This is a genomic window from Streptomyces sp. NPDC002536 (assembly GCF_053594995.1).
Genome location: NZ_JBSFWU010000052.1, coordinates 14,306 through 36,835, shown reverse-complemented (window position 1 = coordinate 36,835; position 22,530 = coordinate 14,306). Strand labels below are relative to the sequence as shown.

Sequence of the window (22,530 nt, the reverse complement as noted above, 5' to 3'; positions counted from 1 at the left end):
AGGTTGAGTCTCCGGGAATCGGGCTTGATCCGGCGTTCGCAAACCAACATGACTACTGTGCGTGTCAGGATGCTTACGCTACGGAGGCGTGCATGAGTCATGATCCCGAACTCACGGATGACTGGGAGTACACGCTCCAGGTCCCTCCCGACCCCATGGCGCCGTGCATCGCACGGCGCACCCTGCGCACCATCTTCGAGGAACACGGGTTCCTCGAACTGGCCGACACCGCCGAGCTGCTGACCTCCGAGCTCGTCACCAACGCCTACCGCTACTCCGACGGCCCCGCCTCCGTCCGCGTCAAACGCGAGGGCGACCGCGTGCGCGTCGCCGTCTGGGACACCAACCCCCGCCTCCCCGCACTGGACACCGTCTCCCTCCCCGACGCCGAGACCGAGGCCGAACAGGGGCGCGGGCTCGGGCTGGTGCAGTGGTGCGCCGACAGCTGGGGCGGATTCGCCCTGCGCGACCAGCCCCAAGGACTCGTCGGCAAGCTCATCTGGTTCGAACTCGGTGCCGGAGCAAGTGCCGGTGTGCGACAGGGCCCTTCCCGATCCGGGAAGGGCCCTGTCGCATAAGGCGGTTGAGCAGACGGCTGTTACAGGCGCTCGGGCGTCCGCAGGCCCAGCAGCGCCATACCCTGCCGCAGGGTGCGCGCCGTCAGGTCGCACAGGAACAGGCGGTTCTCCACGAGCTCTGCCGACTCCGCCTTCAGCACCGGGCACTGGTCGTAGAACGTCGTGTACGCCGACGCCAACTGGTACAGGTACGCGGCCAGCTTGTGCGGCTCGTACGTCTCCGCAACGCCCGCCAGGGTCTCCGCGAACTCGTCCAGGTGCAGCGCGAGCGCCCGCTCCGCCGGGGCCAGCGCCAGCTCCGGGTGCGCCTTCGGGGCGACCTCGCCCGCCTTGCGCAGGATCGACTGGATGCGCGCGTAGGCGTACTGGAGGTAGACGCTGGTGTCGCCGTTGAGCGAGACCATCTGGTCCAGGTCGAACTTGTAGTCGCGGATCGCCGACGTCGACAGGTCCGCGTACTTCACCGCGCCGATGCCCACCTGCGCGGCACGCTCGGCGATCTCCTCCTCGGAGAGGTCCCGGGCCTTCTCGCGCACCACCGTCGCCGCGCGCTCCACGGCCTCGTCCAGCAGGTCCACCAGACGCACCGTCTCGCCCTCACGGGTCTTGAACGGCTTGCCGTCCTTGCCCAGCACCGTGCCGAACGCCAGCTGCACGGCCTTCACTTCACCGTTCAGCCAGCCCGCCCGGCGGGCCGTCTCGAAGACCATCTTGAAGTGCAGCGACTGCCGCGCGTCCACCACGTAGATCAGGGTGTCCGCGCCCAGCTCCTGCACCCGGTTGCGGATCGCCGACAGGTCCGTCGCCGCGTAGCCGTAACCGCCGTCCGACTTCTGCACGATCAGCGGCACCGGGTTGCCGTCGGGGCCCTTGACGTCCTCGAAGAACACACACAGCGCGCCCTCCGAGCGCACCGCGACACCGGACTCCTCCAGCAGCCGGCACGTCTCGGCGAGCATGTGGTTGTAGCCGGACTCGCCGACCACGTCCGCGTCGTCGATCGTCATGTCCAGCTTGTCGAAGACCGAGTAGAAGTAGATCTTCGACTCGTCGACGAACCGCTGCCACAGTGCGAGGGTCTCCTCGTCGCCCGCCTGCAGGTCCACCACGCGGCGGCGCGCACGCTCCTTGAAGTCCGCATCCGTGTCGAACAGCGCACGCGAGGCCTTGTACAGGCGGTTGAGGTTGGACATCGCCTCCTCGCCCGCGGCCTCGGCGCCCTCGTGGTCCAGCTCGTGCGGGTGCTCCAGCAAGTACTGGATGAGCATGCCGAACTGGGTGCCCCAGTCGCCGATGTGGTGGCGGCTGACCACCTTCTCGCCCGCGAACTCCAGGATCTTCACGACCGCATCGCCGATCACCGCCGACCGCAGGTGACCGACGTGCATCTCCTTGGCCACGTTCGGCTGGGCCCAGTCGATGACGGTCGTGCCCGGCTTCTCCTTCACCGGCACGCCCAGGCGGTCGTCCGCGACCCGCGCCGCCAGCGTCTCGGTGATCGCCCGGTCCGAGAGCGTGATGTTCAGGAAGCCCGGACCCGAGACCTCGATCTCCTGGATCAGGTCACCCGCCGGCAGACCCTCGACGACCTTGGCCGCCAGCTCCCGCGGATTGCCCTTGAGCTTCTTCGCCAGCGCCAGCATGCCGTTGGCCTGGAAGTCCGCCCGGTCGCTTCGTCGCAGCAGCGGGTCGGCGGAACCGGCCTCCGGCAGGGCGGCCGAAAGGGCGTCCGAGATGCGCTGCTGGAGCGTGGAAGCGAGAGAGGGAACCGAAGCCATGGGTATGGGTGCCATTCCGGTAGACGGCAGTCTGGTGATGGCACCGAGTATCCCACGCGCCCACCACGGCACCCCGGGAATTCCCGGCCCCCCGGGCAACCCCGGAACCCGTGCCGCCGTCTGGGACAATGGTCATGCCAGGACCGTCAGGAAGGAAGTGCCGTGGCTCAGGTGCAGAGCAATGAGGCCGACTGGGTCTCCCGATTCGCCGACGAGGTCATCGCCGAAGCGGAGCGCCGTGCCCCCGGCAAACCGATCGTCGTCGCCTCCGGCCTGTCGCCCTCCGGTCCGATCCACCTGGGCAACCTGCGCGAGGTCATGACCCCGCACCTGGTCGCCGACGAGATCCGCCGCCGCGGCCACCAGGTCCGTCACCTGATCTCCTGGGACGACTACGACCGTTACCGCAAGGTCCCGGCCGGCGTCCCCGGCATCGACGAGACCTGGGCCGCCCACATCGGCAAGCCGCTCACCTCGGTGCCCGCCCCGGCCGGCTCCGAGTACCCCAACTGGGCCGAGCACTTCAAGGCCGCCATGGTCGCCTCGCTCGCCGAGCTCGGCATCGAGTACGACCCGATCAGCCAGACCGAGCAGTACACCTCCGGTGTCTACCGCGAGCAGATCCTGCACGCGATCAAGCACCGCGGCGACATCGACGCGATCCTCGACCAGTACCGGACGAAGGACAAGGCCACCGGCCAGCCCAAGGCCAAGCCGCAGCAGAAGCCCGTCGACGAGGCCGAGCTGGAGGCCGCCGAGGGCTCCGGCGCCGCCGCCGAGGACGACGGCAGCGCGGGCGCCGCGGGCTACTTCCCGTACAAGCCCTACTGCGGTGCCTGCGAGCGCGACCTCACCACCGTCACCGGCTACGACGACGCGACCACCGAGCTCGCCTACACCTGCGTGTGCGGCCACTCCGAGACCGTCCTGCTCAGCGAGTTCAACCGCGGCAAGCTGGTCTGGAAGGTCGACTGGCCCATGCGCTGGGCCTACGAGGGCGTCGTCTTCGAGCCCTCCGGCGTCGACCACTCCTCGCCCGGCTCCTCCTTCGTCGTCGGCGGCCAGATCGTCCGCAAGGTCTTCGGCGGCGAGCAGCCCATCGGCCCGATGTACGCCTTCGTCGGCATCAGCGGCATGGCCAAGATGTCCTCCTCCAAGGGCGGCGTCCCCACCCCCGGCGACGCACTGAAGATCATGGAAGCGCCGCTGCTGCGCTGGCTCTACGCCCGCCGCAAGCCCAACCAGTCCTTCAAGATCGCCTTCGACCAGGAGATCCAGCGGCTCTACGACGAGTGGGACAAGCTGGAGAGCAAGGTCGCCGACGGCACCGTGCTCCCCGCCGACGCCGCCGCCCACAGCCGCGCCGTGCGCACCGCCGCCGGCGAGCTGCCGCGCACCCCGCGCCCGCTCCCGTACCGCACGCTCGCCTCCGTCGCCGACATCACCGCCGGCCACGACGAGCAGACGCTGCGCATCCTCAGCGACCTCGACCCCGAGAACCCGGTCACCGGCCTCGACGAGGTCCGCCCCCGGCTCGACCGCGCCGAGCACTGGATCAACACCCAGGTACCGGCCGAGTCCCGCACCATCGTCCGCGACGAGCCCGACACCGAGCTCCTCGCCTCCCTCGACGACCAGGCCAGGGACTCCCTGCGCCTGCTGCTCGAGGGCCTCGACGACCACTGGTCGCTCGACGGGCTCACCACGCTCGTCTACGGCGTGCCCAAGGTCCAGGCCGGCCTGGAGCCGGACGCCAAGCCCACCCCCGAGCTCAAGGTCGCCCAGCGGTCCTTCTTCGCCCTGCTCTACCACCTGCTGGTGAGCCGGGACACCGGCCCGCGCCTGCCCACGCTGCTGCTCGCCGTGGGCGCCGACCGCGTGCGCAAGCTGCTCGCGGTCTGAGCAGCACGAACCCGAGCAACACGAAAGGGCCGCCCTTCGGGGCGGCCCTTTCGGCTGTCCTGCCGGCTACTTCTTGTTGGCGTTGCCCACCGCCGTCACGGCCTGCTTGGCCGCGTCCTGGGCGTTCTTCGTCATGTCGCCGGCGTCGGGCGTCTTCGCGCCCTCGTAGCCCGCGCCGCTGTACTTCACGGTGATGACGACGTTGGCCGTGCGGGCCACGACCGTCTCGTTCTGGAAGTCGTTGTCGTCCTTCTTCGTCTGCGACGAGATGGTGGTGGCCTCGTCGCCGATGCCGGACGTCTTCTCCGACTTCGCGTCCTTGGCGCCGTCCGCCGTGGTCGCCGCGGTCGCCTGCTTCGCGGCGAAGTCCGTGGCGCGCTTCTCGCCCGTGCCGAGGGTGGGGTCCGAGGCGAATCGCTTCAGCGAGACCGTCAGCGAACGGAACTGCTGGTTCTTGACGTCCTCGGAGTTCAGGCCGCTCCAGAAGCAGCTCGCCGAGTCGTTGACGTCGCTGGAGGGTAGTGCCTTGCCCTCCTTCTTGTCGGCCTTCGGCACCAGATTGTCGATGGCCTTCTCGTCGAGGGTCTTGCAGACCTCCGGCAGCTTGGCGAACGCCGCCGCCTTCACCGTCGGCGTGGCGTTGGGCGTCGCCGACTGCGACGGCTTGCCCGATTCCTTCTTCTCGCCGCCGCCCCCGCCCGACGAGCAGCCGGTGGCGACGAGCATCACCGGTACTGCGGCGCAGGCGAGGATTCGGGCGAGTCGCGGGGCTGTACGTCGGTGCATGGGTCCTTCGCTCATTCGATGGGGGATGTGGCGTGGGAGTTGTCGCGTGGGAGATGTCGCGTCATGCGGCACGGTACGCGGCCCGCGCCCGGCGCAGGCCCGATCGGGGCGGTACTCGCCGGGGCGGTGCGCCGAAGTGCGCTAATTGCCGAAGTGCCCCGCATCGAGCTCACGGGCCAGGCCGTGCGCCTTGCCCTGCAGGTCCTGGGGGGAGGGCACGTGCTGCTTGTCCGTCGACCACTGGTCGTACGCGATCGTCACCAGCACGTTGGACGACCGGAAGACGACCGTCACGTCACGGTGCACGCCCGAGGCCGCCGTGGCCAGCCTGTCGTCGATGAACGCGTCGTCGCCGAGGTCGTCGAGCGTCCGGGGCGCGAGGGCCGGGTCGGCGGAGGGGGAGGCGGAAGCGGAGGCCGAGGGGGACGCGGCGGGGGAGGCCGACAGCTGCGGGCCGGGCGCATTGCCGGTGCTCGCACTCGGGGAGGGCGCGGAGGCGCTCGGGGAGGGCGAACCGGAGGCCACCGGGATGTGCGCGGCGGTCGACTGGCGCGCGTAGAGCTGCTGGGCGCGGGCCTCGTCGCTCACGCCCGGCTGGTACGACACCACGCGCTCGAAGTCGACCGACAGGTGCCGGGCGCCGTCCGGCGACTCCACCTTCCAGCTGCAGCCGACGCGGCGGTCGGTGTCATAGGTGATCGTGGGCTGGCCCTTGTAGATCTTGTCGGCGCCGGCATCGTCGTCGTCGGTCGCGGTCGCGCCGCCCGGCAGCATCCGGCGCAGTGTGTCGCGGTCGACGTAGCTGCACGGCTCGGGGAGGCTGTGGTACTTCCCCGGCTGCGCGGCGGGCGCCGAGGCCCCTGCGCGTCCCGGCCTGGCATCGTCGGTCCCGCCCGTGGCGCCGGACCTCGAGCTGCACCCCGCGAGCCCGGCCGCGAGCACGACCGCGGCCAGTGCGGCTGCCGGTGCGTACGCCCTGTGCTGCACTGTCCGTGGCTCCCTTCGCCCGAAAACTGGTTGCCCCCGCATGGCGGTGGCCGGGAACAATGTCTACCGCACGGGCCGCCGCGCCCGCCGGTTCGCTGTCGCGGATGAGCGGTTGGTCCGCCTTTTTGCTTTATCGACATTTTTCGGGGGAATGAGGAAGGTATGTCCTACACCGAGGTGCCCGGCGCCCGCGTGCCCATCCGCATGTGGGCGGATCCCGCCACGGTCGAGCCGGTCGCCATGCAGCAGCTGCGCAACGTCTCCACCCTGCCGTGGATCGAGGGCCTGGCCGTCATGCCGGACGTCCACTTCGGCAAGGGGGCGACGGTCGGCTCCGTGATCGCCATGCGCGGAGCGGTGTGCCCGGCTGCGGTCGGCGTGGACATCGGCTGCGGCATGTCCGCGGTGAAGACGTCGCTGACGGCGAACGACCTGCCGGGCGACCTGTCGCGACTCCGCTCGCGGATCGAGGCGGCGATCCCGGTCGGCTTCTCGATGCACGACGACCCGGTCGACCCGCGCCGGCTGCACGGGCTGCCGACGGCGGGGTGGGACGACTTCTGGGGGCGGTTCGACGGGGTCGCGGAGGCGGTCAAGTTCCGTCAGGGGCGGGCGCTTCGGCAGATGGGGACGCTTGGCGGAGGAAATCACTTCTGCGAATTTTGCATCGATGGCCAGGGGTCGGTCTGGCTCATGCTGCACTCCGGCTCCCGGAACATCGGCAAGGAGTTGGCCGAGTATCACATTGGGCGGGCTCGGAAACTGTCGCACAACCAGAATCTGGTTGATCGTGACCTCGCCGTCTTCCTGGCGGGCACCCCGGAGATGGCGGCCTACCGGCATGACCTGTTCTGGGCGCAGGAGTACGCGCGGCACAACCGCGAGATCATGATGGCCCTGTACAAGGATGTGGTCCGCAGGGAGTTCGCGAAGGCGAACGTTACATTCGAGCCGGTCATCTCTTGCCACCACAACTACGTGGCCGAGGAGACATACGAGGGTGTCGACCTGCTCGTGACCCGCAAGGGCGCGATTCGTGCGGGTGGCGGCGAGTACGGCATCATCCCGGGCTCGATGGGCACCGGCTCGTACATCGTGCGCGGCCTGGGCAACGAGGCGTCGTTCAACTCCGCGTCGCACGGCGCCGGTCGGCGCATGAGCCGCAACGCCGCGAAGAAGCGCTTCTCCGAGCAGGACCTGGCGGAGCAGACGCGGGGTGTCGAGTGCCGCAAGGACCGTGGCGTGGTCGACGAGATCCCGGCTGCGTACAAGCCCATCGAGCAGGTCATGGAGCAGCAGCGGGACCTCGTCGAGGTCGTGGCGAAGCTCAAGCAGGTCGTGTGCGTGAAGGGTTGACGGGCACGGGCGGCCGCATGGCCGCCCGGCCGATCAACACCGGGCCCGTTACGGCCAGTTGACACAACGTTCACTCCATCCCCCCTCCCCCCGACGCATACGCGCCCCGAGAGTCGGAATGGTCACTCTGTGGCTTCACCCGACTCCAGGGAGGGACATCCATGCCTGATCTGACACGCCGCAGACTTCTCGGTACGGCGGCGGGCGTGGCCGGTGGCGGTGCGGCGTTGGCGTTGTTGCCGCCCAGTGTGCAGCGGGCCGTGGCGGCGGGGGCCGTCGAGGGCGGTTCGCTCAAGGACGTCAAGCACGTGGTCCTGCTGATGCAGGAGAACCGGTCGTTCGACCACTACTTCGGCACTCTCAAGGGCGTCCGCGGCTTCGCCGATCCCCATGCGCTGAAGCTGCCGAACGGGCGCAGTGTGTTCCATCAGCCCGACAAGGAGAATCCGAAGGGCTATCTGCTGCCCTTCCACCTCGACACGCGCAAGACGAGTGCGCAGGCGATCCCGTCCACGAGCCACGAGTGGGGTGTGCAGCACGAGGCGTGGAACGGCGGGAGGATGGACCGGTGGCTGCCGGCGCACCGCAGACCCGATGCGGACGGGAAGGACGCCCCGTACGTGATGGGGTACCACACGCGCGAGGACATTCCCTTCCAGTTCGCGCTCGCCGAGACGTTCACCGTCTGCGACAACTACTTCTGTTCGGTCTTCGGGCCGACCTGGCCGAACCGGCTGTACTGGATGACGGGCACGATCGATCCGGGCGGCACCCGGGGCGGGCCCGTCGTCGACAACACCGCGCCGTCGCCGTACCGCTGGACCACGTACGCGGAGCGGCTGCAGGCGGCCGGGGTCAGCTGGCGCGTGTACCAGCAGGAGGACAACTACGGCACGAACATGCTGGAGGAGTTCCGGCAGTTCAAGCACCTCAAGCCGGGCAATCCGCTGTACGAGCGGGGGGTGCGCAAGACGCCGGAGGGGACGTTCGAGGAGGACGCCCGCAACGACCGGCTGCCGGCGGTCTCCTGGATCCTGCCGACGGGGCACCAGTCCGAGCACCCGGACTATCTGCCGGCGGCTGGTGCGGACTTCGTGGCGAAGAAGATCGAGGCCATCGCCGACAATCCGGAGGTGTGGCGGAAGACGGTCTTCATCCTCAACTACGACGAGAACGACGGCCTGTTCGATCATGTGCCGCCGCCGGTGCCGCCGAAGGGGACGAAGGACGAGTATGTGAAGGGGCTGCCGATCGGCGGCGGGTTCCGGGTGCCGTGTCTGATCGTCTCGCCGTGGACGGTGGGCGGCTGGGCGGCGGGGGAGGCCTTCGACCACACGTCGACGCTGCGTTTCGTGGAGCGGGTGACGGGGGTGCGGGAGCCGAACATCAGCGCCTGGCGGCGGCGGGCCTTCGGGGACCTGACGTCGGCGTTCGGGTTCGGGGCGCCGGCCGGGAAGGCGCCGGGCGTTCCGGGTGACACCGCGGAGCAGCTGCGGCAGGCGGAGTGGGAGGTCTCCCACCTGCCGAAGCCGAAGCTGCCGGGGGCCGACCAGCACGAGCCGCGGCAGGAGCCGGGGACCCGGCCCCGGCGGTGACGACCCCGTTCAGTCCGTCCGGTCCCGCTGTTCGTACTCGTGGCGCAGTTCGCGCCAGCGGTTGAGGGTCCAGCGGGACCAGTCGGCGGGGTGTCCGGCCAGGGACATGAGCAGGTACTCGAAGTGGTGGTGCCAGCCCGCGAGGCAGTCGAGGCGGTCGTCGGTGGTGCCGGTGCGCTCGTTGGTGAAGTGCAGCAGGGTGCCGCCGACGCTGGCGGGGGCGTGTTCGAGGTCGAAGCGGATGCGGCCGTGGACGGCGACGGTGTATTCGACGCGCCGCGGCGGGTCCCAGGCGGTGACGTGGCCGGGGGCGACCGTGGCCGTCCCCTCGGTGTCGGTGTTGAGCCAGCGCAGCGTGATGGCGCCGCCTTCGCGCTGTTCGAAGGGCTCGGCGGCGGCCAGCCAGGCGGGCAGGCCCTCGGGTGTGGCGATGGCCTGCCAGACCTGGTCCAGGGGGTACGGGAGCGACAGTTCGTACCGCAGGGTGTGGCTGTCGCCCTCCGTCTCGGACGTGCCGTACGGGGAGGGGATCTCCATGGTCCAGACCTACCATGCAGGCCTGGACCGCGCCGCTCAGACTCCGGCGTAGGAGTGCTTGCCGCCGAGGAAGATGTTCACCCCGTAGTAGTTGAAGAGGTAGCAGGCGAAGGCCAGCAGGGCGAGGTAGGCGGCCTTGCGCCCCTTCCAGCCGGCGGTGGCCCGGGCGTGCAGGTAGCAGGCGTAGGCGACCCAGGTGATGAAGGCCCAGACCTCCTTGGGGTCCCAGCCCCAGTAGCGGCCCCAGGCGGCCTCGGCCCAGATGGCGCCCGCGATGATCGTGAACGTCCACAGCGGGAAGACCGTGGCGTTGATGCGGTAGGCGAACTTGTCGAGCGTCGCGGCCGAGGGCAGGCGGGACATGACGTTGCCCCAGGCGCCGCCGGCGTCGCGGCTCACGGCGAGCTTGGCCTCGTAGCTGTCGCGGAAGAGGTAGAAGAGCGTCGAGACCGAGGCGACCCACATCGCGGCACCGCAGAAGATCGCACAGGAGACGTGGATCCACAGCCAGTACGAGTGCAGGGCGGGCACCAGCTGGTCGCTGGCGGTGTAGAGCACGGAGACGGCGAGGCCGAGGTCGAGCAGGATCGAGGTGACCAGCGGCAGGCCGAGCCAGCGGACGTTCTTCTTCGCGACGAGCAGTCCGAGGTAGACCGCGACGGCGACCGAGCCGAAGGTGGTCGAGAACTCGTACATGTTGCCCCAGGGGGCGCGCTGCACGGACAGGGCCCGGCTGAGCACGCCGCTCACGTGGAGGGCCCAGGCGAGGACGGTGAGCGAGATGGCGATGCGGCCGTAGAGGTCGCCCTGCTCGCTGGTGCCGGCGGCGCCGGGGCCGTCGGGGACGTCCCGGCTGCCGGGGGCGGAGCGGGTGACGACCTTGGGGCGCTCCAGGACGGCGGTGCCGCCGCCCTGTTCGGCGCTGCGCGTGGTGACGGTGACCGTGGTGGTCTCCTGCGCCTCGGTGGTGATGGCGGCTGCCGTGCGGCCGACGGCGCTGCGGCTGCCGAAGACCCACTCGGTGATGTGCGCGAGGAAGGCCAGGGTGTAGACGGCCATGGCCGAGTAGATCAGATAGTTGCTGAGGTGGGCCAGGTTCTCGTTGGTTGCGGCGGCGAGGGTCACGCGCGCGCTCCTTCGGACGGTTCGGCGGGGTCTGCGGAGTCGGTGGGCGCCGGGGAGCCGTCGGCCGCGACCGGGGCGTCGGGCTGCAGGGCGGCGGCGATGTCGGCGAGCTCCTCGGGCAGCTTGGCGGACTCGCTGCGGCCGAGGCCGGCGAGCTCCACGACGGTGCGGCCGTCGGTGCCGGGCAGGGCCCGGATCCAGACGCGGCGGCGCTGGACGAACAGCGAGCCGATGAGGCCGAGGACCGCGGCGACGGCGCCGGCGAGGGCCCACTCGTCGCCGGGCTTCTGGGAGACCTGGAAGGTGGCCCACTGCTTGATGCCGTCGAAGTGCAGGGTGCCGGCGCCGTCGGGCAGCGTCATGGTGTCGCCGACCGTGAGGAGCTTGGCGAACGGCGAGCCGTCCTTCTCCGTGTACTGCTTCATCTTCGACACGTCGAGCTGGTAGACGCTCTGCGGGACGCCGGAGTCGACGCCGAGGCTGCCCTTGTAGGCGGTGAGGACCAGGCCCGGGTTGTCCAGGGCGGGGAACTGGGACAGCATCGTGCCGGTCTTCAGGTCCAGGGTGGGGACGAAGTTGCCCTTGAAGCCGATCTGGACCTTGTTGCCGTCCTTGTCCCGCATGTCGGGGACCTTGGCGACGGTGGTCTCGGTGACGTTGCTGTCGAGGGGCAGCGCGGGCATCGGGCCCTTGAAGGCGACGTTGCCCCGGCCGTCGCGGAAGGTCACCATCGGCGCGTAGCCGTGGCCGATCAGGTAGACCTTGGAACCGGCCGTCTCCAGCGGTTCGTTGACCTTGATGGTGGCCTTGCGGGTGCTGCCGTCGGAGCCGTCCGAGTACGTGATGTGGGCGGCGTAGTCGCGCGGGGTGCCCTTCTGCGGGCCGGTGCGCTCGTAGCTCCCGGAGAAGCTGTCGAGGCTGAAGCTGAAGGGGTCGAGGTCGTCGGCGCGGAAGAGCGAGCCGGACTTGAAGTCGTCGTACTGGGTGAGGGTGTTGGCGAAGCCGTCCCCCTCGACGACGAGCTTGCCGCCCTCGGACTTCCACAGCTGTCCGGCGGCGAAGGCGAGCAGCAGGACGATGAGGGAGATGTGGAAGAGGAGGTTGCCGGCCTCGCGCAGGTAGCCCTTCTCGGAGGCGACGGCGGTCCCGGAGCGCTCGACGCGGAAGCGGCGGCGGCGCAGCACCTTCTCGGCCGCGGCCAGCACCTGCTCGGGTGCGGCGTCGGTGCGCCAGGTGGCGTGCGCGGGCATGCGGGTGAGCAGGCGGGGGGCGGCCGGGGGGCGGCCGCGGAGCTGGCCGACGAACTGCCAGGTGCGCGGGATGATGCAGCCGATGAGCGAGACGAACAGCAGGATGTAGATCGCGGAGAACCACACCGAGCTGTAGACGTGGAAGAGCTGGAGCTTCTCGTAGACCGGCGTCAGCGTCTTGTGGCTGTCCTTCCACGCCTGGGCCTTGACCTCGTCGACGCTGCTCTGCGGGACGAGGGAGCCCGGGATGGTGGCGAGGGAGAGCAGGAAGAGCAGGATCAGGGCGACCCGCATGGAGGTGAGCTGCCGCCAGAACCAGCGGGCCCAGCCGAGGCCCTCGCGGGCGGTCCAGGCCAGGGCGCCGAGGACGCCGGGCCTGCGGACGCCGCCGAAGGAGCCGGGCACGGCGGTGCCGGTGCCTCCGGCGGTGTCCTCGGCCGGGGCCGTGGACAGGGCGGCGCGTGCGGCGGTCTCGTCCGCCGCGGCGTTCGACGGGGCGTCGGTGTCTGCGGTGCCCGCGGTATCCATGGTGCTGTCGCTCCTGGCCATTGTCAGATTCCCGGGGTGAAGTTCGCGGTCCACGTCTGCATCTCCTGGACCATGCTGTCCCACACCCCTGTCACGAGGAGCACGCCGACCGCGACGAGCATCCCGCCGCCCAGCCGCATGACCCAGGCGTAGTGCCGCTTGACCCAGCCGAAGGTGCCGAGTGCGCGGCGGAAGGCCACTGCGGCGAGCACGAAGGGCACGCCGAGTCCGGCGCAGTACGCGACGGTGAGCAGGGCTCCCCGTCCGGCGCTGGCCTGGTTCTGGGAGAGGGTGAGCACGGCGGCGAGCGTCGGGCCGATGCACGGTGTCCAGCCGACGCCGAAGAGCACGCCCAGCAGCGGTGCGCCGGCGAGGCCCATCGTGGGTCTGGTGTGGAAGCGGAACTCGCGCTGTCCGAAGCGGTTGAGGACGCCCATGAAGGCGAGGCCCAGCACGATGGTCAGCGCGCCGAGCACCGTGTTGATCTGCTCCTTGTAGTCCTGCAGCGTCTGCCCGAAGTAGCCGAAGGCGGCGCCGGAGGAGACGAAGACGGCCGTGAAGCCGAGCACGAAGAGCGAGGCCCCGGCGACCATCCGGCCGCGCCGGGCCTCGGCGAGGTCGGTGCCGCTGACGCCGGTGACGTAGGAGAGGTAGCCCGGCACGAGCGGCAGCACGCACGGGGAGAAGAAGGAGATGAGGCCGCCGAGCACCGCGACCGGCAGGGCCAGCAGCAGGGCGCCGGACAGGACGGTGTGGTTGTACCCGTCGGAGGCGGCAAGGGTGATCACGGGAGCCACGGAGGTCACCGGGTCACTTCTCCGCGATCAGCGGGTCGAGCGTCTCGCGCAGCTCGTCCTCGCCGAGGCCCTTGAGCGCCCGGGCGGCGATCCTGCCGTTCCGGTCGATGAAGATCGTGGAGGGGATGGCCTGCGGGTTGAGGCTGCCCTTGGGGAAGCGCAGCAGCAGCTTGCCGGAGGAGTCGTGCAGGCTCGGGTACGGGACCTCGAACTCCTTCTCGAAGGCGATCGCGGTCGCGGGGTCGGGGTCGCGGGTGTCGAGCCCGACGAACTGCACGCCCTTGTCCTTGTAGTCGTTGGCGACCTTCACGAGGTTCTTGGCCTCGGCCCGGCAGGGCGAGCACCACGAGCCCCAGACGTTGAGGACGACGATCTTGCCCTTGAACTCGGGGTCCTTGGCGACGTCGAGGTCCTTGCCGTCGAGGGTCTTGCCGGACAGGTCCGGGGCGTCCTGCCTGCCGTCCTTGTCCTTGACCAGTTCGACGCCGCCCGAGCCCTGTACGAACTGCGTCTGTCCGCCGCTCTTGGGGCCGCCCGACCCGCAGGCGGTGAGCACGAGGGCGGCGAGGGCGGAGCCGGCGGCCAGCAGGGTGGTACGACGGCGGGAAGGGTGGCGTCGAAGGGCGCGGCAGGCACTCATGTGAAAAGTTTCGCATGGGCGATTCGGGGATCTTCCGCGCCCCCCTCACCGGCTCTTCAGTGGCCTGCGGCACTCCACTTCTCGCCGACCTCCAGCGTGCGCAGGTGCTTCATGACCTTCGGGTCCTGGACGTCGAGCCAGTCGACGAACTGCCGGAAGGAGACCAGCCGCACGTCCTTGTGCCGTTCGTCGGCGATGTGTTTGAGCGCTTCTTCCACGGCGTCCATGTAGATTCCGCCGTTCCAGTCCTCGAAGTGGTTGCCGATGAAATAGGGCGCCCGATTCGTTTCGTACGCCCGCTCGAAACCGGAGATGAAGGAATCCGTGGCCTGCTGCCGCCAGTTCGGATAGTGGTCGGTGCGGCCGTGCAGGCTGTTCTTCGACTGGTTGGCGAGGATGTTGTAGTCCATGGAAAGCACCTCGAAGGAGTGACCCGGGAAGGGGATCTGCTGCAGCGGCAGGTCCCAGATCCCGTGTCGTTTCCGCGGCCAGATCTGTTCTCCGCCGGGGTTGCTCGCGTCGTAGCGCCAGCCGAGCTTCCGGGCGACCGGCAGCAGACTCTCCTGGTTGAGCAGGCAGGGGGTGCGGCCGCCGACGAGTTCCTCGCGATAGTCGAAGGGCAGCGGTTCGACGTCGGTGAATCCGGTGTGGGTGCGCCATTCGGTGACGAAGGAGACCGCCTGTTCGATCTCCCATTCCCAGTCCTCGGGTTCCCAGTGGGCGACCGAGCCGCGGCCGGAGCAGAAGTGGCCGTTGAAGTGGGTGCCGATCTCGTGCCCCTCCAGCCAGGCCGCACGGATGTTGCGCAGGGTCTCCTTGACGTGCTCGTCGGAGAGATAGCCGATGTCGGAGGCGCCGCGGGGATTGTTCGGGGGGCGATAGGCGTGTCGTCTGTCCTCGGGCAGGCAGTAGATTCCGGAGAGGAAGAAGGTCATCCGGGCGCCGTGATTCCGGGCCAGTTCCCGGAAGCGCGGGAAAAGGCCGTTGCCCACTTCTCCGGCGCCGTCCCAGGAGAAGACGACGAACTGCGGCGGTCTCTCGCCCGGCTCCAGCTGTTGGGGCGGGGGCGGCTGATTGGGCTGTTCGGCGAGGACGGCCGCGGAGCCGTCGCCGATCCGCCGGGGCTTCGCGCGGGTGCTCGGTTTTGCGGCGGGGCCGTCGGACAGACCCGCCGTACATCCGGCGACCGCCGGTGCAACGGCCGCGACCGCTCCCCATCCGAGGAGATCCCGCCGGCTGATCCCGCCCATGTCGCTCTCCCTCATTGCTCCCTGTGTCGCCCATACAAGACGACTTCGGGTGAGAGGGCGCGTCGGAATACGGCAAACGCCGGACGGTCTGCTATTGCAGCCCGTCCGGCGTCTGTCTGCGTCTTCCGGTGAAAACGGCTCAGGCGCCGAACGCCTTGGCCCCGCCCTTCACCGGCTTGGCGCCGGCCAGGAGATGAGCGGGCACCAGATCGCGGGCCGGCTCGCTGTAGCCCACCGAAACGATCTTGTCGCCGCGGTAGGTGAAGGTCGTCAGGCTCGCCAGCGTGCACTGCCGCTTGCGCGGGTCGTGCCACAGCCGCCGCTTCTCCACGAAGCTGCGCACGATCCAGATCGGCAGCTGGTGGCTCACGCACACCGCCTCGTGGCCGCGGGCCGCGTCGCGCGCCCGGTCCAGCGCGGCCATCATCCGCACGACCTGCTCGACGTACGGCTCGCCCCAGGACGGGCGGAACGGGTTCGTCAGGTGCCGCCAGTTGGCGGGCTTGCGCAGCGCGCCGTCGCCCACGCCGAAGGTCTTGCCCTCGAAGACGTTCGCCGCCTCGATCAGCCGCTCGTCCGTGGCCAGGTCCAGGCCGTGCGCCTTGGCGATCGGCGTGGCCGTCTCCTGGGCGCGCTCCAGCGGGGACGCCACCACGTGCGTGACGTCCCGGTCGGCCAGGTGCTCGGCGACCCGGTCGGCCATCTGCCGGCCCAGCTCGGAGAGGTGGTAACCGGACCGGCGGCCGTAGAGCACGCCCTCGGGGTTGTGGACCTCGCCGTGCCGCATCAGGTGCACGACAGTGATGTCGTCGTTGCTCACTTCGCCTCCTCCGTCGCCTCGGCCGCCGCCCGGGCGGCGGCCGGCAGTGCCGCCGCGATCCGCTCGACCGCCGCGCTGTCGTGGGACGTCGAGACGAACCAGGACTCGAAGGCCGACGGCGGCAGGTACACGCCGTTCGCCAGCATCGCGTGGAAGAAGGCGGTGAAGCGGAAGGACTCCTGCTCCCGGGCCTCGGCGTAGTTCGTCACCCCGGCCTCGGTGAAGAAGACCGAGAACATGTTCCCCGCGGTCTGCAGCCGGTGGGCCACGCCCGCCTTGGTGAGCGCCTCGGTGACCAGGCCGCTGATCTCCGCCGAGACCGCGTCGACCTTGTCGTACGCCGCGTCGTCCAGCAGCCGCAGCTGCGCCAGGCCCGCGGCCGTGGCGACCGGGTTCCCGGAGAGCGTGCCCGCCTGGTAGACCGGGCCCGCCGGGGCCAGGTGGGCCATCACGTCCGCACGGCCGCCGAAGGCCGCCGCCGGGAAGCCGCCGCCCATGACCTTGCCGAAGGTCATCAGGTCCGGCGCGACCCCGTCGATCCCGTACCAGCCCGCCTTCGAGACGCGGAAGCCGGTCATCACCTCGTCGGAGATGAACAGCGCGCCGTTCTCCGTGCAGGCCGCCTTCAGGCCCGCGTTGAAGCCCGGCAGCGGCGGGACCACGCCCATGTTGCCCGGCGACGCCTCGGTGATCACGCAGGCGATCTCGCCCGGGTGCGCACGGAAGGCCGCGCGCACCGCGTCGAGGTCGTTGTAGGGGAGCACGATGGTGTCCCCGGCCTGGGCGCCGGTGACGCCCGGGGTGTCGGGCAGCCCGAAGGTGGCCAGGCCCGAGCCGGCCGCGGCCAGCAGGGCGTCCACGTGGCCGTGGTAGCAGCCCGCGAACTTGACGACCTTGGCGCGGCCGGTGAAGCCGCGCGCGAGCCGGATCGCCGACATGGTCGCCTCGGTGCCGGAGGACACCAGGCGCACCTGCTCGACGGGCGCGATCCGGGCGACGATCTCCTCCGCCAGGGCCACCTCGCCCTCGCCGGGCGTGCCGAAGGAGGTGCCGCGGGAGACGGCCTGCTGCACGGCCGAGAGCACCTCGGGGTGGGAATGGCCGAGAATCATCGGTCCCCACGAACACACGAGGTCCACATATTCCCGGCCGTCCGCGTCGGTCAGGTACGGGCCGCTGCCGGACACCATGAACCGGGGCGTACCGCCCACGGCGCGGAACGCGCGCACGGGAGAGTTCACGCCACCGGGCGTGACGGCCGCCGCGCGGTCGAAGAGCGTCTGCGAGACTGGGGCTTGGTATGGGTACGGGTAGCTCACACCAGCCATGGTCTCAGAGCGGTACGAGCGGTTGCGTCCGGGCGTTTCGCACGTCGTGCACGGGGGAGGTCTCTGAGACGATGATCGGGTTGCGCGGCGGGGGCTGTGCTGGCTGAAAAAGCGGTCGGGTGGAGATATGCATCGCGGTGGCGGATTGGGCGAGGGCACCGATGACCTGGGGCCCGAGCGCGCCGAGCAGACCCGCAGGGGACGGCACCGGCGCGCCGGCGGCCACGAGGAGCAGAGCCCGGAGCCGGTCCCCGGGAGCACGGCAGGCACGGAGAGCACGGAAAGCAGGAGTGGCCGGGTGGGGGTGACCTACAAGTACTTCGGGGCCCCCAACGGTGCGACCGCTGCCCGCGTCCCCATCTCCATGCGCCCCGAGGAACTCGGCGGTGACGAGCTGGGCATGGGCGGCATGTTCACCAGGATCAAGCCGGAGACGGTGGCCGCCATGGTCCTCACCGGCATCGAGGGCATACCCCTGCACAAGGTTCCCCCGCTCGAACTGGTCGTCCTCCACCCCGACTACGCGGTGGTCAAGCTGCCCATGACCGTCGTCGACCCGCTGCGCGGCATCGGCGAGGAGGCGGTCGGCGCCGCCGCCTTCATCTGGTCCACCGTCCCCGACCGGGGCGGTCCGCGTGACGCCTTCACCGTCTACAAGCTGCTGCACGAGTGGCAGGACTTCTCGCACCGCCTGCATGAGGCGGGACATCAGCCGTATTGCCTCGTCTGGCCGTAGCGGTTCGTCTGCGGCTCGTTCGTGGTTGCTCGCGCAGTTCCCCGCGCCCCTTCGGGGCACGGAACCGATTAGCCTGCCCGGCATGCTTGCCGCACGCTCCATCGCCCTCTTCGTCCTCGCCGCCCTCCTCGAGATCGGCGGAGCCTGGCTCGTCTGGCAGGGCGCCCGCGAGCATCGCGGATGGGCGTGGATCGGGGCCGGGATCGTCGCGCTGGGTGCGTACGGATTCGTCGCCACGCTCCAGCCGGACGCCCACTTCGGCCGCATCCTCGCCGCGTACGGCGGGGTGTTCGTCGCCGGCTCGCTGGCCTGGGGCATGGTCGCCGACGGGTACCGGCCCGACCGCTACGACGTGATCGGCGCCCTGGTCTGCCTGGCGGGCGTCGCCGTGATCATGTACGCGCCGAGAGGGCGCTGACGGCTTATCCTGCGAGCGATCACGCGCGAATGCGTCCCGCCGTCCCCAGGAGGCCCGTTGTGAGCACCCGTACCGCCGTCATCACCGGCGCCAGCAGCGGCATCGGCGCCGCCACCGCGCGGCAGCTGGCCGCCGCCGGGTACCGGGTCGTGCTCACGGCGCGCCGCGAGGACCGGATCCGGGCGCTGGCGGCGGAACTGCCGAACGCGGTGGCGCAGGTGCTGGACGTGACCGACCGGGCCGCCGTCGACGCCTTCGCGGCCTCGCTGGACCGGGTCGACGTGCTGGTCAACAACGCGGGCGGGGCGATCGGTGCGGACCGGGTGGCCGACGCCGATCCGGCCGACTGGCGCACGATGTACGAGACCAACGTGCTCGGCGTGCTGAACGTGACGCAGGCGCTGCTGCCCGCACTGCGGGAGAGCGGCGACGGGACGGTGCTCGTCGTCTCCTCGACGGCGGGGCTCTCCACCTACGAGGGCGGGGGCGGGTACGTCGCCGCCAAGCACGGTGCGCATGTGATCGCCGAGACGCTGCGGCTGGAGCTGTGCGGGGAGCCGGTGCGGGTCGTTGAGGTCGCGCCCGGGATGGTGAAGACCGGTGAGTTCGCCCTGACCCGCTACCGCGGGGACGAGGAGAAGGCGGCCGCGGTCTATGCGGGCGTCGCCGAGCCGTTGACGGCCGAGGACGTTGCGGAGACGATCACCTGGGCGATCACTCGCCCGTCCCATGTGAACATCGATCTGCTCGTCGTCCGCCCCCGTGCCCAGGCGTCCAACTACAAGGTGCACCGCGAGGGCTGAGGGCCGACGCCGGGCCGCACGACCGAGGAGCCGTCCTGCCATGCGCGTCATCGACTTCGATCACCTCGTCCTCAACGTCTCGGACGCCGAGCGGTCCCTGGCCTTCTACTGCGGCCCGCTCGGGCTGGAGCCGGTGCGGGTGGAGGAGTGGCGCGCGGGGCAGGTGCCGTTCCCGTCGGTGCGGGTGAGCCCGACGACGATCATCGACCTGGTGGAGGGGCCGCGCGGGGAGTCCAACGTGGATCACCTGTGCCTGGTCGTTGAGCCGCTGGACTGGCAGGGCGTGATCGATGCGGGCGTCTTCGACGTGGTCCGTGGGCCGAGCCACAACTTCGGTGCCAGGGGAATGGCGGAGTCGCTGTACGTCCGGGACCCGGACGGGAACGTGGTCGAGCTGCGGTGGTATCCGCAGGACCGGGTGGGCTGAGCGTTCGGGTGCGGGTCGTTCGTGGTTGCTCGCGCAGTTCCCCGCGCCCCTGACGGGGCGCGTCCCGTACCGCCTCAGTCCTTGTCCTTGTCCAAGGACCGCAGGAAGTCCGGGTTGTCGTCCGGCGCGACCCACTGCCGTTCGGTCGCCCGTGCCGGTGCACGGCGCGGGCGGCCCGCCGCCAGCCACGCCACCGGGCCCACCAGGACCTCGCCGAAGAGCAGGATGACGAACACCCAGGCGATCTTCGGCAGGCCCCGCACCTCGTTCTCGGGGGTGTTCAGGCAGTCCACGAAGGCGTAGATCCACAGCGCCAGGATCAGCAGGAACGGCAGATACCTGAGCATGGAGGCGGCCCCCGGAGTGCGGTGCTGCGGGGCCGCGCGGCAGCCCCAGTGACGGGTCCAGGGTAGTGCGTGCTCGATACTGGAACGCATGGCTTACGACGATCTGCGTTCGTTCCTCAGGGCGCTGGAGCGCGACGGTGACCTCAAGCGCATCAAGGCCGAAGTCGATCCGTACCTGGAAGTCGGGGAGATCGTCGACAGGGTGAACAAGGCCGGCGGGCCCGCCCTGCTCTTCGAGAACGTCAAGGGCTCGGCCATGCCGCTCGCGATGAACGTCTTCGGTACCGACCGGCGGCTGCTCAAGGCGCTCGGGCTGGCGTCCTACGACGAGATCTCCGAGAAGATCGGCGGTCTGCTCAAGCCCGAGCTGCCGCACGGCTTCACCGGTGTCCGCGAGGCCTTCGGCAAGCTCGGTGCGATGGCGCACGTGCCGCCGCGGAAGGTGAAGGAGGCGCCCGTCCAGGAGGTCGTCCTCACCGGCGACGACGTCGACCTCGACCGGCTGCCCGCGCTGTTCACCTGGCCCGAGGACGGCGGCTCCTTCTTCAACCTCGGCCTCACGCACACCAAGGACCCCGAGTCGGGCGTCCGCAACCTGGGTCTGTACCGCCTGCAGCGGCACGACAAGCGCACCATCGGGATGCACTGGCAGATCCACAAGGACAGCCGCAACCACTACCAGGTGGCGGCCCGGCGCGGGGAGCGGCTGCCGGTCGCCATCGCCTTCGGCTGCCCGCCCGCGGTGACGTACGCGTCCACCGCGCCGCTGCCCGGCGACATCGACGAGTACCTGTTCGCCGGGTTCATCCAGGGCAAGCGGATCGAGATGGTCGACTGCAAGACCGTTCCGCTGCAGGTCCCGGCCAACGCCGAGGTCGTCCTGGAAGGCTGGCTGGAGCCCGGGGAGATGCGGCCCGAGGGCCCGTTCGGCGACCACACCGGCTTCTACACGCCGCAGGAGGACTTCCCTGCGCTGACCATCGACTGCGTCACCATGCGGAAGCGTCCGCTGCTGCAGTCGATCGTGGTCGGGCGGCCGCCGACGGAGGACGGCCCGCTGGGGCGGGCCACCGAGCGGTTCTTCCTGCCGCTGCTGAAGGTCATCGTGCCGGACATCGTGGACTACCACCTGCCGGAGTCGGGCGGCTTCCACAACTGCGCGATCGTCTCGATCGACAAGAAGTACCCCAAGCACGCGCAGAAGGTGATGCACGCCGTCTGGGGTGCGCACATGATGTCGCTGACCAAGCTGATCATCGTGGTCGACGCGGACTGCGACGTCCACGATCTGCACGAGGTGTCCTGGCGGGCCCTCGGCAACACCGACTACGCCCGTGACCTCACCGTCGTCGAGGGCCCGGTCGACCACCTCGACCACGCCTCCTACCAGCAGTTCTGGGGCGGCAAGGCGGGCATCGACGCGACCGCGAAGTGGCCCGAGGAGGGCTACACGCGCGACGGGGGCTGGCCGGAGATGGTGCAGTCGGACCCGGACGTCGCCGAGCGCGTGACCAAGCGCTGGAAGGAGTACGGGCTGTGACCGCCCCTGCCGCTGCAGTGCCCCAGCCGGGGCGCACGAAGGCCTTCCTGCGCCTGGTGATGATCGAGCACTCCGTCTTCGCGCTGCCCTTCGCGTACATCGCCGCGCTGACGGCGATGTTCCAGAGGAACGGCACGGTCGACTGGTGGAAGCTCTTCCTCGTCACCGTCGCGATGGTCGGCCTGCGCACGTTCGCCATGGCGTGCAACCGCATCATCGACCGCGAGATCGACGCCCGTAACCCGCGCACCGCGAACCGCGAGCTGGTCACCGGTGCGGTGTCGGTGCGTTCGGCGTGGACGGGTGCGCTGGTCGCCGTGGTGTTCTTCATCGGCGCGGCCGGGCTGCTGAACCCGCTGTGCCTGGCGCTGGCGCCGATCGCCGTGATCCCGATGGTGGTCTATCCGTACGGCAAGCGGTTCACCGACTTCCCGCACGCGATCCTCGGTCTGGCCCAGGCGATGGGCCCGGTCGGCGCGTGGCTGGCGGTGACGGGGTCGTGGTCCTGGGAGGCGGTGATCCTCGGGCTCGCGGTGGGCATCTGGATCGGCGGCTTCGACCTGATCTTCGCGTGCCAGGACGTGGCCGCGGACCGCGCGCACGGGGTGAAGTCCACCCCGGCCCGCTTCGGCATCCCGGCCGCGCTGCACGGTGCGCGGGTGTGCCACGTCATCACCACGGCGCTGCTGGTCTGGTACGGCGCGGCCATCCATGCGGGCATCTTCTGGTGGGTCGGCCTGGTGGTGGTCGGGGCGGCGTTCGGCTACGAGCACACGATCGTGCGGCCGCACGACCTGTCGCGGCTGAACAGGGCGTTCTTCACGGTGAACGGTTTCGTCGGGATCAGCCTGTTCTTCTTCGCCCTGCTCGACCTGGTCGCCCGCGGCCTGGGCTGGTAGGTCCGGACCTGCACCGGCCGCGGGCCCCGCGGCCGGACGGTTAGGCTCATCGCGTGGAGCCGTACGAACACACAACGCGACGTCAGGAACGCCGGCCCTGGGT

At 70.1% G+C, this 22,530-nt stretch carries 22 protein-coding genes; 10 read left to right on the top strand and 12 right to left on the bottom strand.

Annotation, left to right across the window (positions count from 1 at the left end; all coding sequences use genetic code 11):
* Positions 1-92: 92 nt before the first annotated feature.
* Positions 93-578 carry an ATP-binding protein gene (locus ACWD4B_RS20000; RefSeq protein WP_414168679.1) on the top strand — a complete coding sequence of 162 codons (486 nt, stop codon included), beginning with the start codon at positions 93-95 and terminating at the stop codon, positions 576-578.
* Between the two features lie 20 nt (positions 579-598).
* Here the strand turns inward: ACWD4B_RS20000 and argS are convergent, their stop codons facing one another.
* The gene (gene argS, locus ACWD4B_RS19995) at positions 599-2,356 is read right to left on the bottom strand and encodes an arginine--tRNA ligase (RefSeq protein ID WP_451421999.1); all 1,758 of its coding nucleotides are present in this window, start codon (positions 2,354-2,356) and stop codon (positions 599-601) included.
* Positions 2,357-2,518: 162 nt separating this feature from the next.
* Between argS and lysS the strand changes: the two genes are divergently transcribed.
* A complete protein-coding gene (gene lysS / locus ACWD4B_RS19990; RefSeq protein ID WP_451421982.1) occupies positions 2,519-4,258 on the top strand; it encodes a lysine--tRNA ligase in 1,740 nt (579 codons plus the stop codon).
* 66 nt (positions 4,259-4,324) lie between these two features.
* On the opposite strand, the gene ACWD4B_RS19985 is transcribed toward lysS, so the two are convergent.
* Both ACWD4B_RS19985 and ACWD4B_RS19980 read right to left on the bottom strand, forming a co-directional pair.
* Positions 4,325-5,044, bottom strand: a complete 720-nt coding sequence (locus ACWD4B_RS19985; RefSeq protein ID WP_451421981.1) for a hypothetical protein — start codon at positions 5,042-5,044, stop codon at positions 4,325-4,327.
* 141 nt (positions 5,045-5,185) lie between these two features.
* Positions 5,186-6,031 (bottom strand): hypothetical protein, encoded by an 846-nt coding sequence (locus tag ACWD4B_RS19980; protein ID WP_451421980.1) that lies wholly within the window; start codon positions 6,029-6,031, stop codon positions 5,186-5,188.
* Positions 6,032-6,193: 162 nt separating this feature from the next.
* On the opposite strand from ACWD4B_RS19980, the gene ACWD4B_RS19975 reads away from it, so the two are divergent.
* Both ACWD4B_RS19975 and ACWD4B_RS19970 read left to right on the top strand, forming a co-directional pair.
* Complete coding sequence (locus tag ACWD4B_RS19975) at positions 6,194-7,387, top strand: RtcB family protein (protein ID WP_451421979.1); 1,194 nt, start codon at positions 6,194-6,196, stop codon at positions 7,385-7,387.
* A 161-nt stretch (positions 7,388-7,548) separates the two neighbouring features.
* Positions 7,549-8,982, top strand: a complete 1,434-nt coding sequence (locus tag ACWD4B_RS19970) for an alkaline phosphatase family protein (RefSeq protein WP_451421978.1) — start codon at positions 7,549-7,551, stop codon at positions 8,980-8,982.
* 9 nt (positions 8,983-8,991) lie between these two features.
* Here the strand turns inward: ACWD4B_RS19970 and ACWD4B_RS19965 are convergent, their stop codons facing one another.
* The 8 genes from ACWD4B_RS19965 to hemL form a co-directional block, all read right to left on the bottom strand.
* Positions 8,992-9,519 carry an SRPBCC domain-containing protein gene (locus ACWD4B_RS19965; RefSeq protein ID WP_451421977.1) on the bottom strand — a complete coding sequence of 176 codons (528 nt, stop codon included), beginning with the start codon at positions 9,517-9,519 and terminating at the stop codon, positions 8,992-8,994.
* A gap of 36 nt (positions 9,520-9,555) precedes the next feature.
* A complete protein-coding gene (gene ccsB / locus ACWD4B_RS19960) occupies positions 9,556-10,644 on the bottom strand; it encodes a c-type cytochrome biogenesis protein CcsB (RefSeq protein ID WP_451421976.1) in 1,089 nt (362 codons plus the stop codon).
* Positions 10,641-12,422: a cytochrome c biogenesis protein ResB gene (resB, locus tag ACWD4B_RS19955; protein WP_451421975.1), complete on the bottom strand. Its 1,782-nt coding sequence runs from the start codon at positions 12,420-12,422 to the stop codon at positions 10,641-10,643. The genes ccsB and resB overlap by 4 nt, the downstream gene beginning before the upstream one ends.
* A gap of 23 nt (positions 12,423-12,445) precedes the next feature.
* Positions 12,446-13,219 (bottom strand): cytochrome c biogenesis CcdA family protein, encoded by a 774-nt coding sequence (locus tag ACWD4B_RS19950; RefSeq protein WP_451421998.1) that lies wholly within the window; start codon positions 13,217-13,219, stop codon positions 12,446-12,448.
* Positions 13,220-13,232: 13 nt separating this feature from the next.
* Positions 13,233-13,859, bottom strand: coding sequence for a TlpA family protein disulfide reductase (locus ACWD4B_RS19945; RefSeq protein WP_451421974.1), 627 nt, complete (start codon positions 13,857-13,859; stop codon positions 13,233-13,235).
* A 56-nt stretch (positions 13,860-13,915) separates the two neighbouring features.
* Positions 13,916-15,109, bottom strand: a complete 1,194-nt coding sequence (locus tag ACWD4B_RS19940; protein ID WP_451421973.1) for a hypothetical protein — start codon at positions 15,107-15,109, stop codon at positions 13,916-13,918.
* A 139-nt stretch (positions 15,110-15,248) separates the two neighbouring features.
* Entirely contained in the window at positions 15,249-15,896 is a 648-nt protein-coding gene (locus tag ACWD4B_RS19935; protein WP_336413209.1) for a histidine phosphatase family protein, read from the bottom strand.
* 29 nt (positions 15,897-15,925) lie between these two features.
* Positions 15,926-17,257, bottom strand: a complete 1,332-nt coding sequence (hemL, locus tag ACWD4B_RS19930) for a glutamate-1-semialdehyde 2,1-aminomutase (RefSeq protein WP_451421972.1) — start codon at positions 17,255-17,257, stop codon at positions 15,926-15,928.
* Between the two features lie 127 nt (positions 17,258-17,384).
* Between hemL and ACWD4B_RS19925 the strand changes: the two genes are divergently transcribed.
* The 4 genes from ACWD4B_RS19925 (at position 17,385) to ACWD4B_RS19910 (ending at position 19,641) form a co-directional block, all read left to right on the top strand.
* Positions 17,385-17,993 (top strand): hypothetical protein, encoded by a 609-nt coding sequence (locus ACWD4B_RS19925; RefSeq protein ID WP_390780706.1) that lies wholly within the window; start codon positions 17,385-17,387, stop codon positions 17,991-17,993.
* A gap of 82 nt (positions 17,994-18,075) precedes the next feature.
* Positions 18,076-18,411, top strand: coding sequence for a YnfA family protein (locus ACWD4B_RS19920; protein ID WP_336413161.1), 336 nt, complete (start codon positions 18,076-18,078; stop codon positions 18,409-18,411).
* A 59-nt stretch (positions 18,412-18,470) separates the two neighbouring features.
* On the top strand, positions 18,471-19,214 hold the full coding sequence (locus tag ACWD4B_RS19915) for an SDR family NAD(P)-dependent oxidoreductase (protein WP_451421971.1): 744 nt from the start codon (positions 18,471-18,473) through the stop codon (positions 19,212-19,214).
* A gap of 40 nt (positions 19,215-19,254) precedes the next feature.
* The gene (locus ACWD4B_RS19910) at positions 19,255-19,641 is read left to right on the top strand and encodes a VOC family protein (protein WP_451421970.1); all 387 of its coding nucleotides are present in this window, start codon (positions 19,255-19,257) and stop codon (positions 19,639-19,641) included.
* A 74-nt stretch (positions 19,642-19,715) separates the two neighbouring features.
* Here the strand turns inward: ACWD4B_RS19910 and ACWD4B_RS19905 are convergent, their stop codons facing one another.
* Positions 19,716-20,078, bottom strand: a complete 363-nt coding sequence (locus ACWD4B_RS19905; protein ID WP_451421969.1) for a PLD nuclease N-terminal domain-containing protein — start codon at positions 20,076-20,078, stop codon at positions 19,716-19,718.
* On the opposite strand from ACWD4B_RS19905, the gene ACWD4B_RS19900 reads away from it, so the two are divergent.
* Both ACWD4B_RS19900 and mqnP read left to right on the top strand, forming a co-directional pair.
* Entirely contained in the window at positions 20,077-21,528 is a 1,452-nt protein-coding gene (locus ACWD4B_RS19900; RefSeq protein WP_451421968.1) for a menaquinone biosynthesis decarboxylase, read from the top strand. The two genes, ACWD4B_RS19905 and ACWD4B_RS19900, sit on opposite strands and share 2 nt — an antisense overlap.
* Entirely contained in the window at positions 21,525-22,427 is a 903-nt protein-coding gene (mqnP, locus tag ACWD4B_RS19895) for a menaquinone biosynthesis prenyltransferase MqnP (protein WP_451421967.1), read from the top strand. Before ACWD4B_RS19900 ends, mqnP begins: the two co-directional genes overlap by 4 nt.
* Positions 22,428-22,530 lie beyond the last annotated feature (103 nt).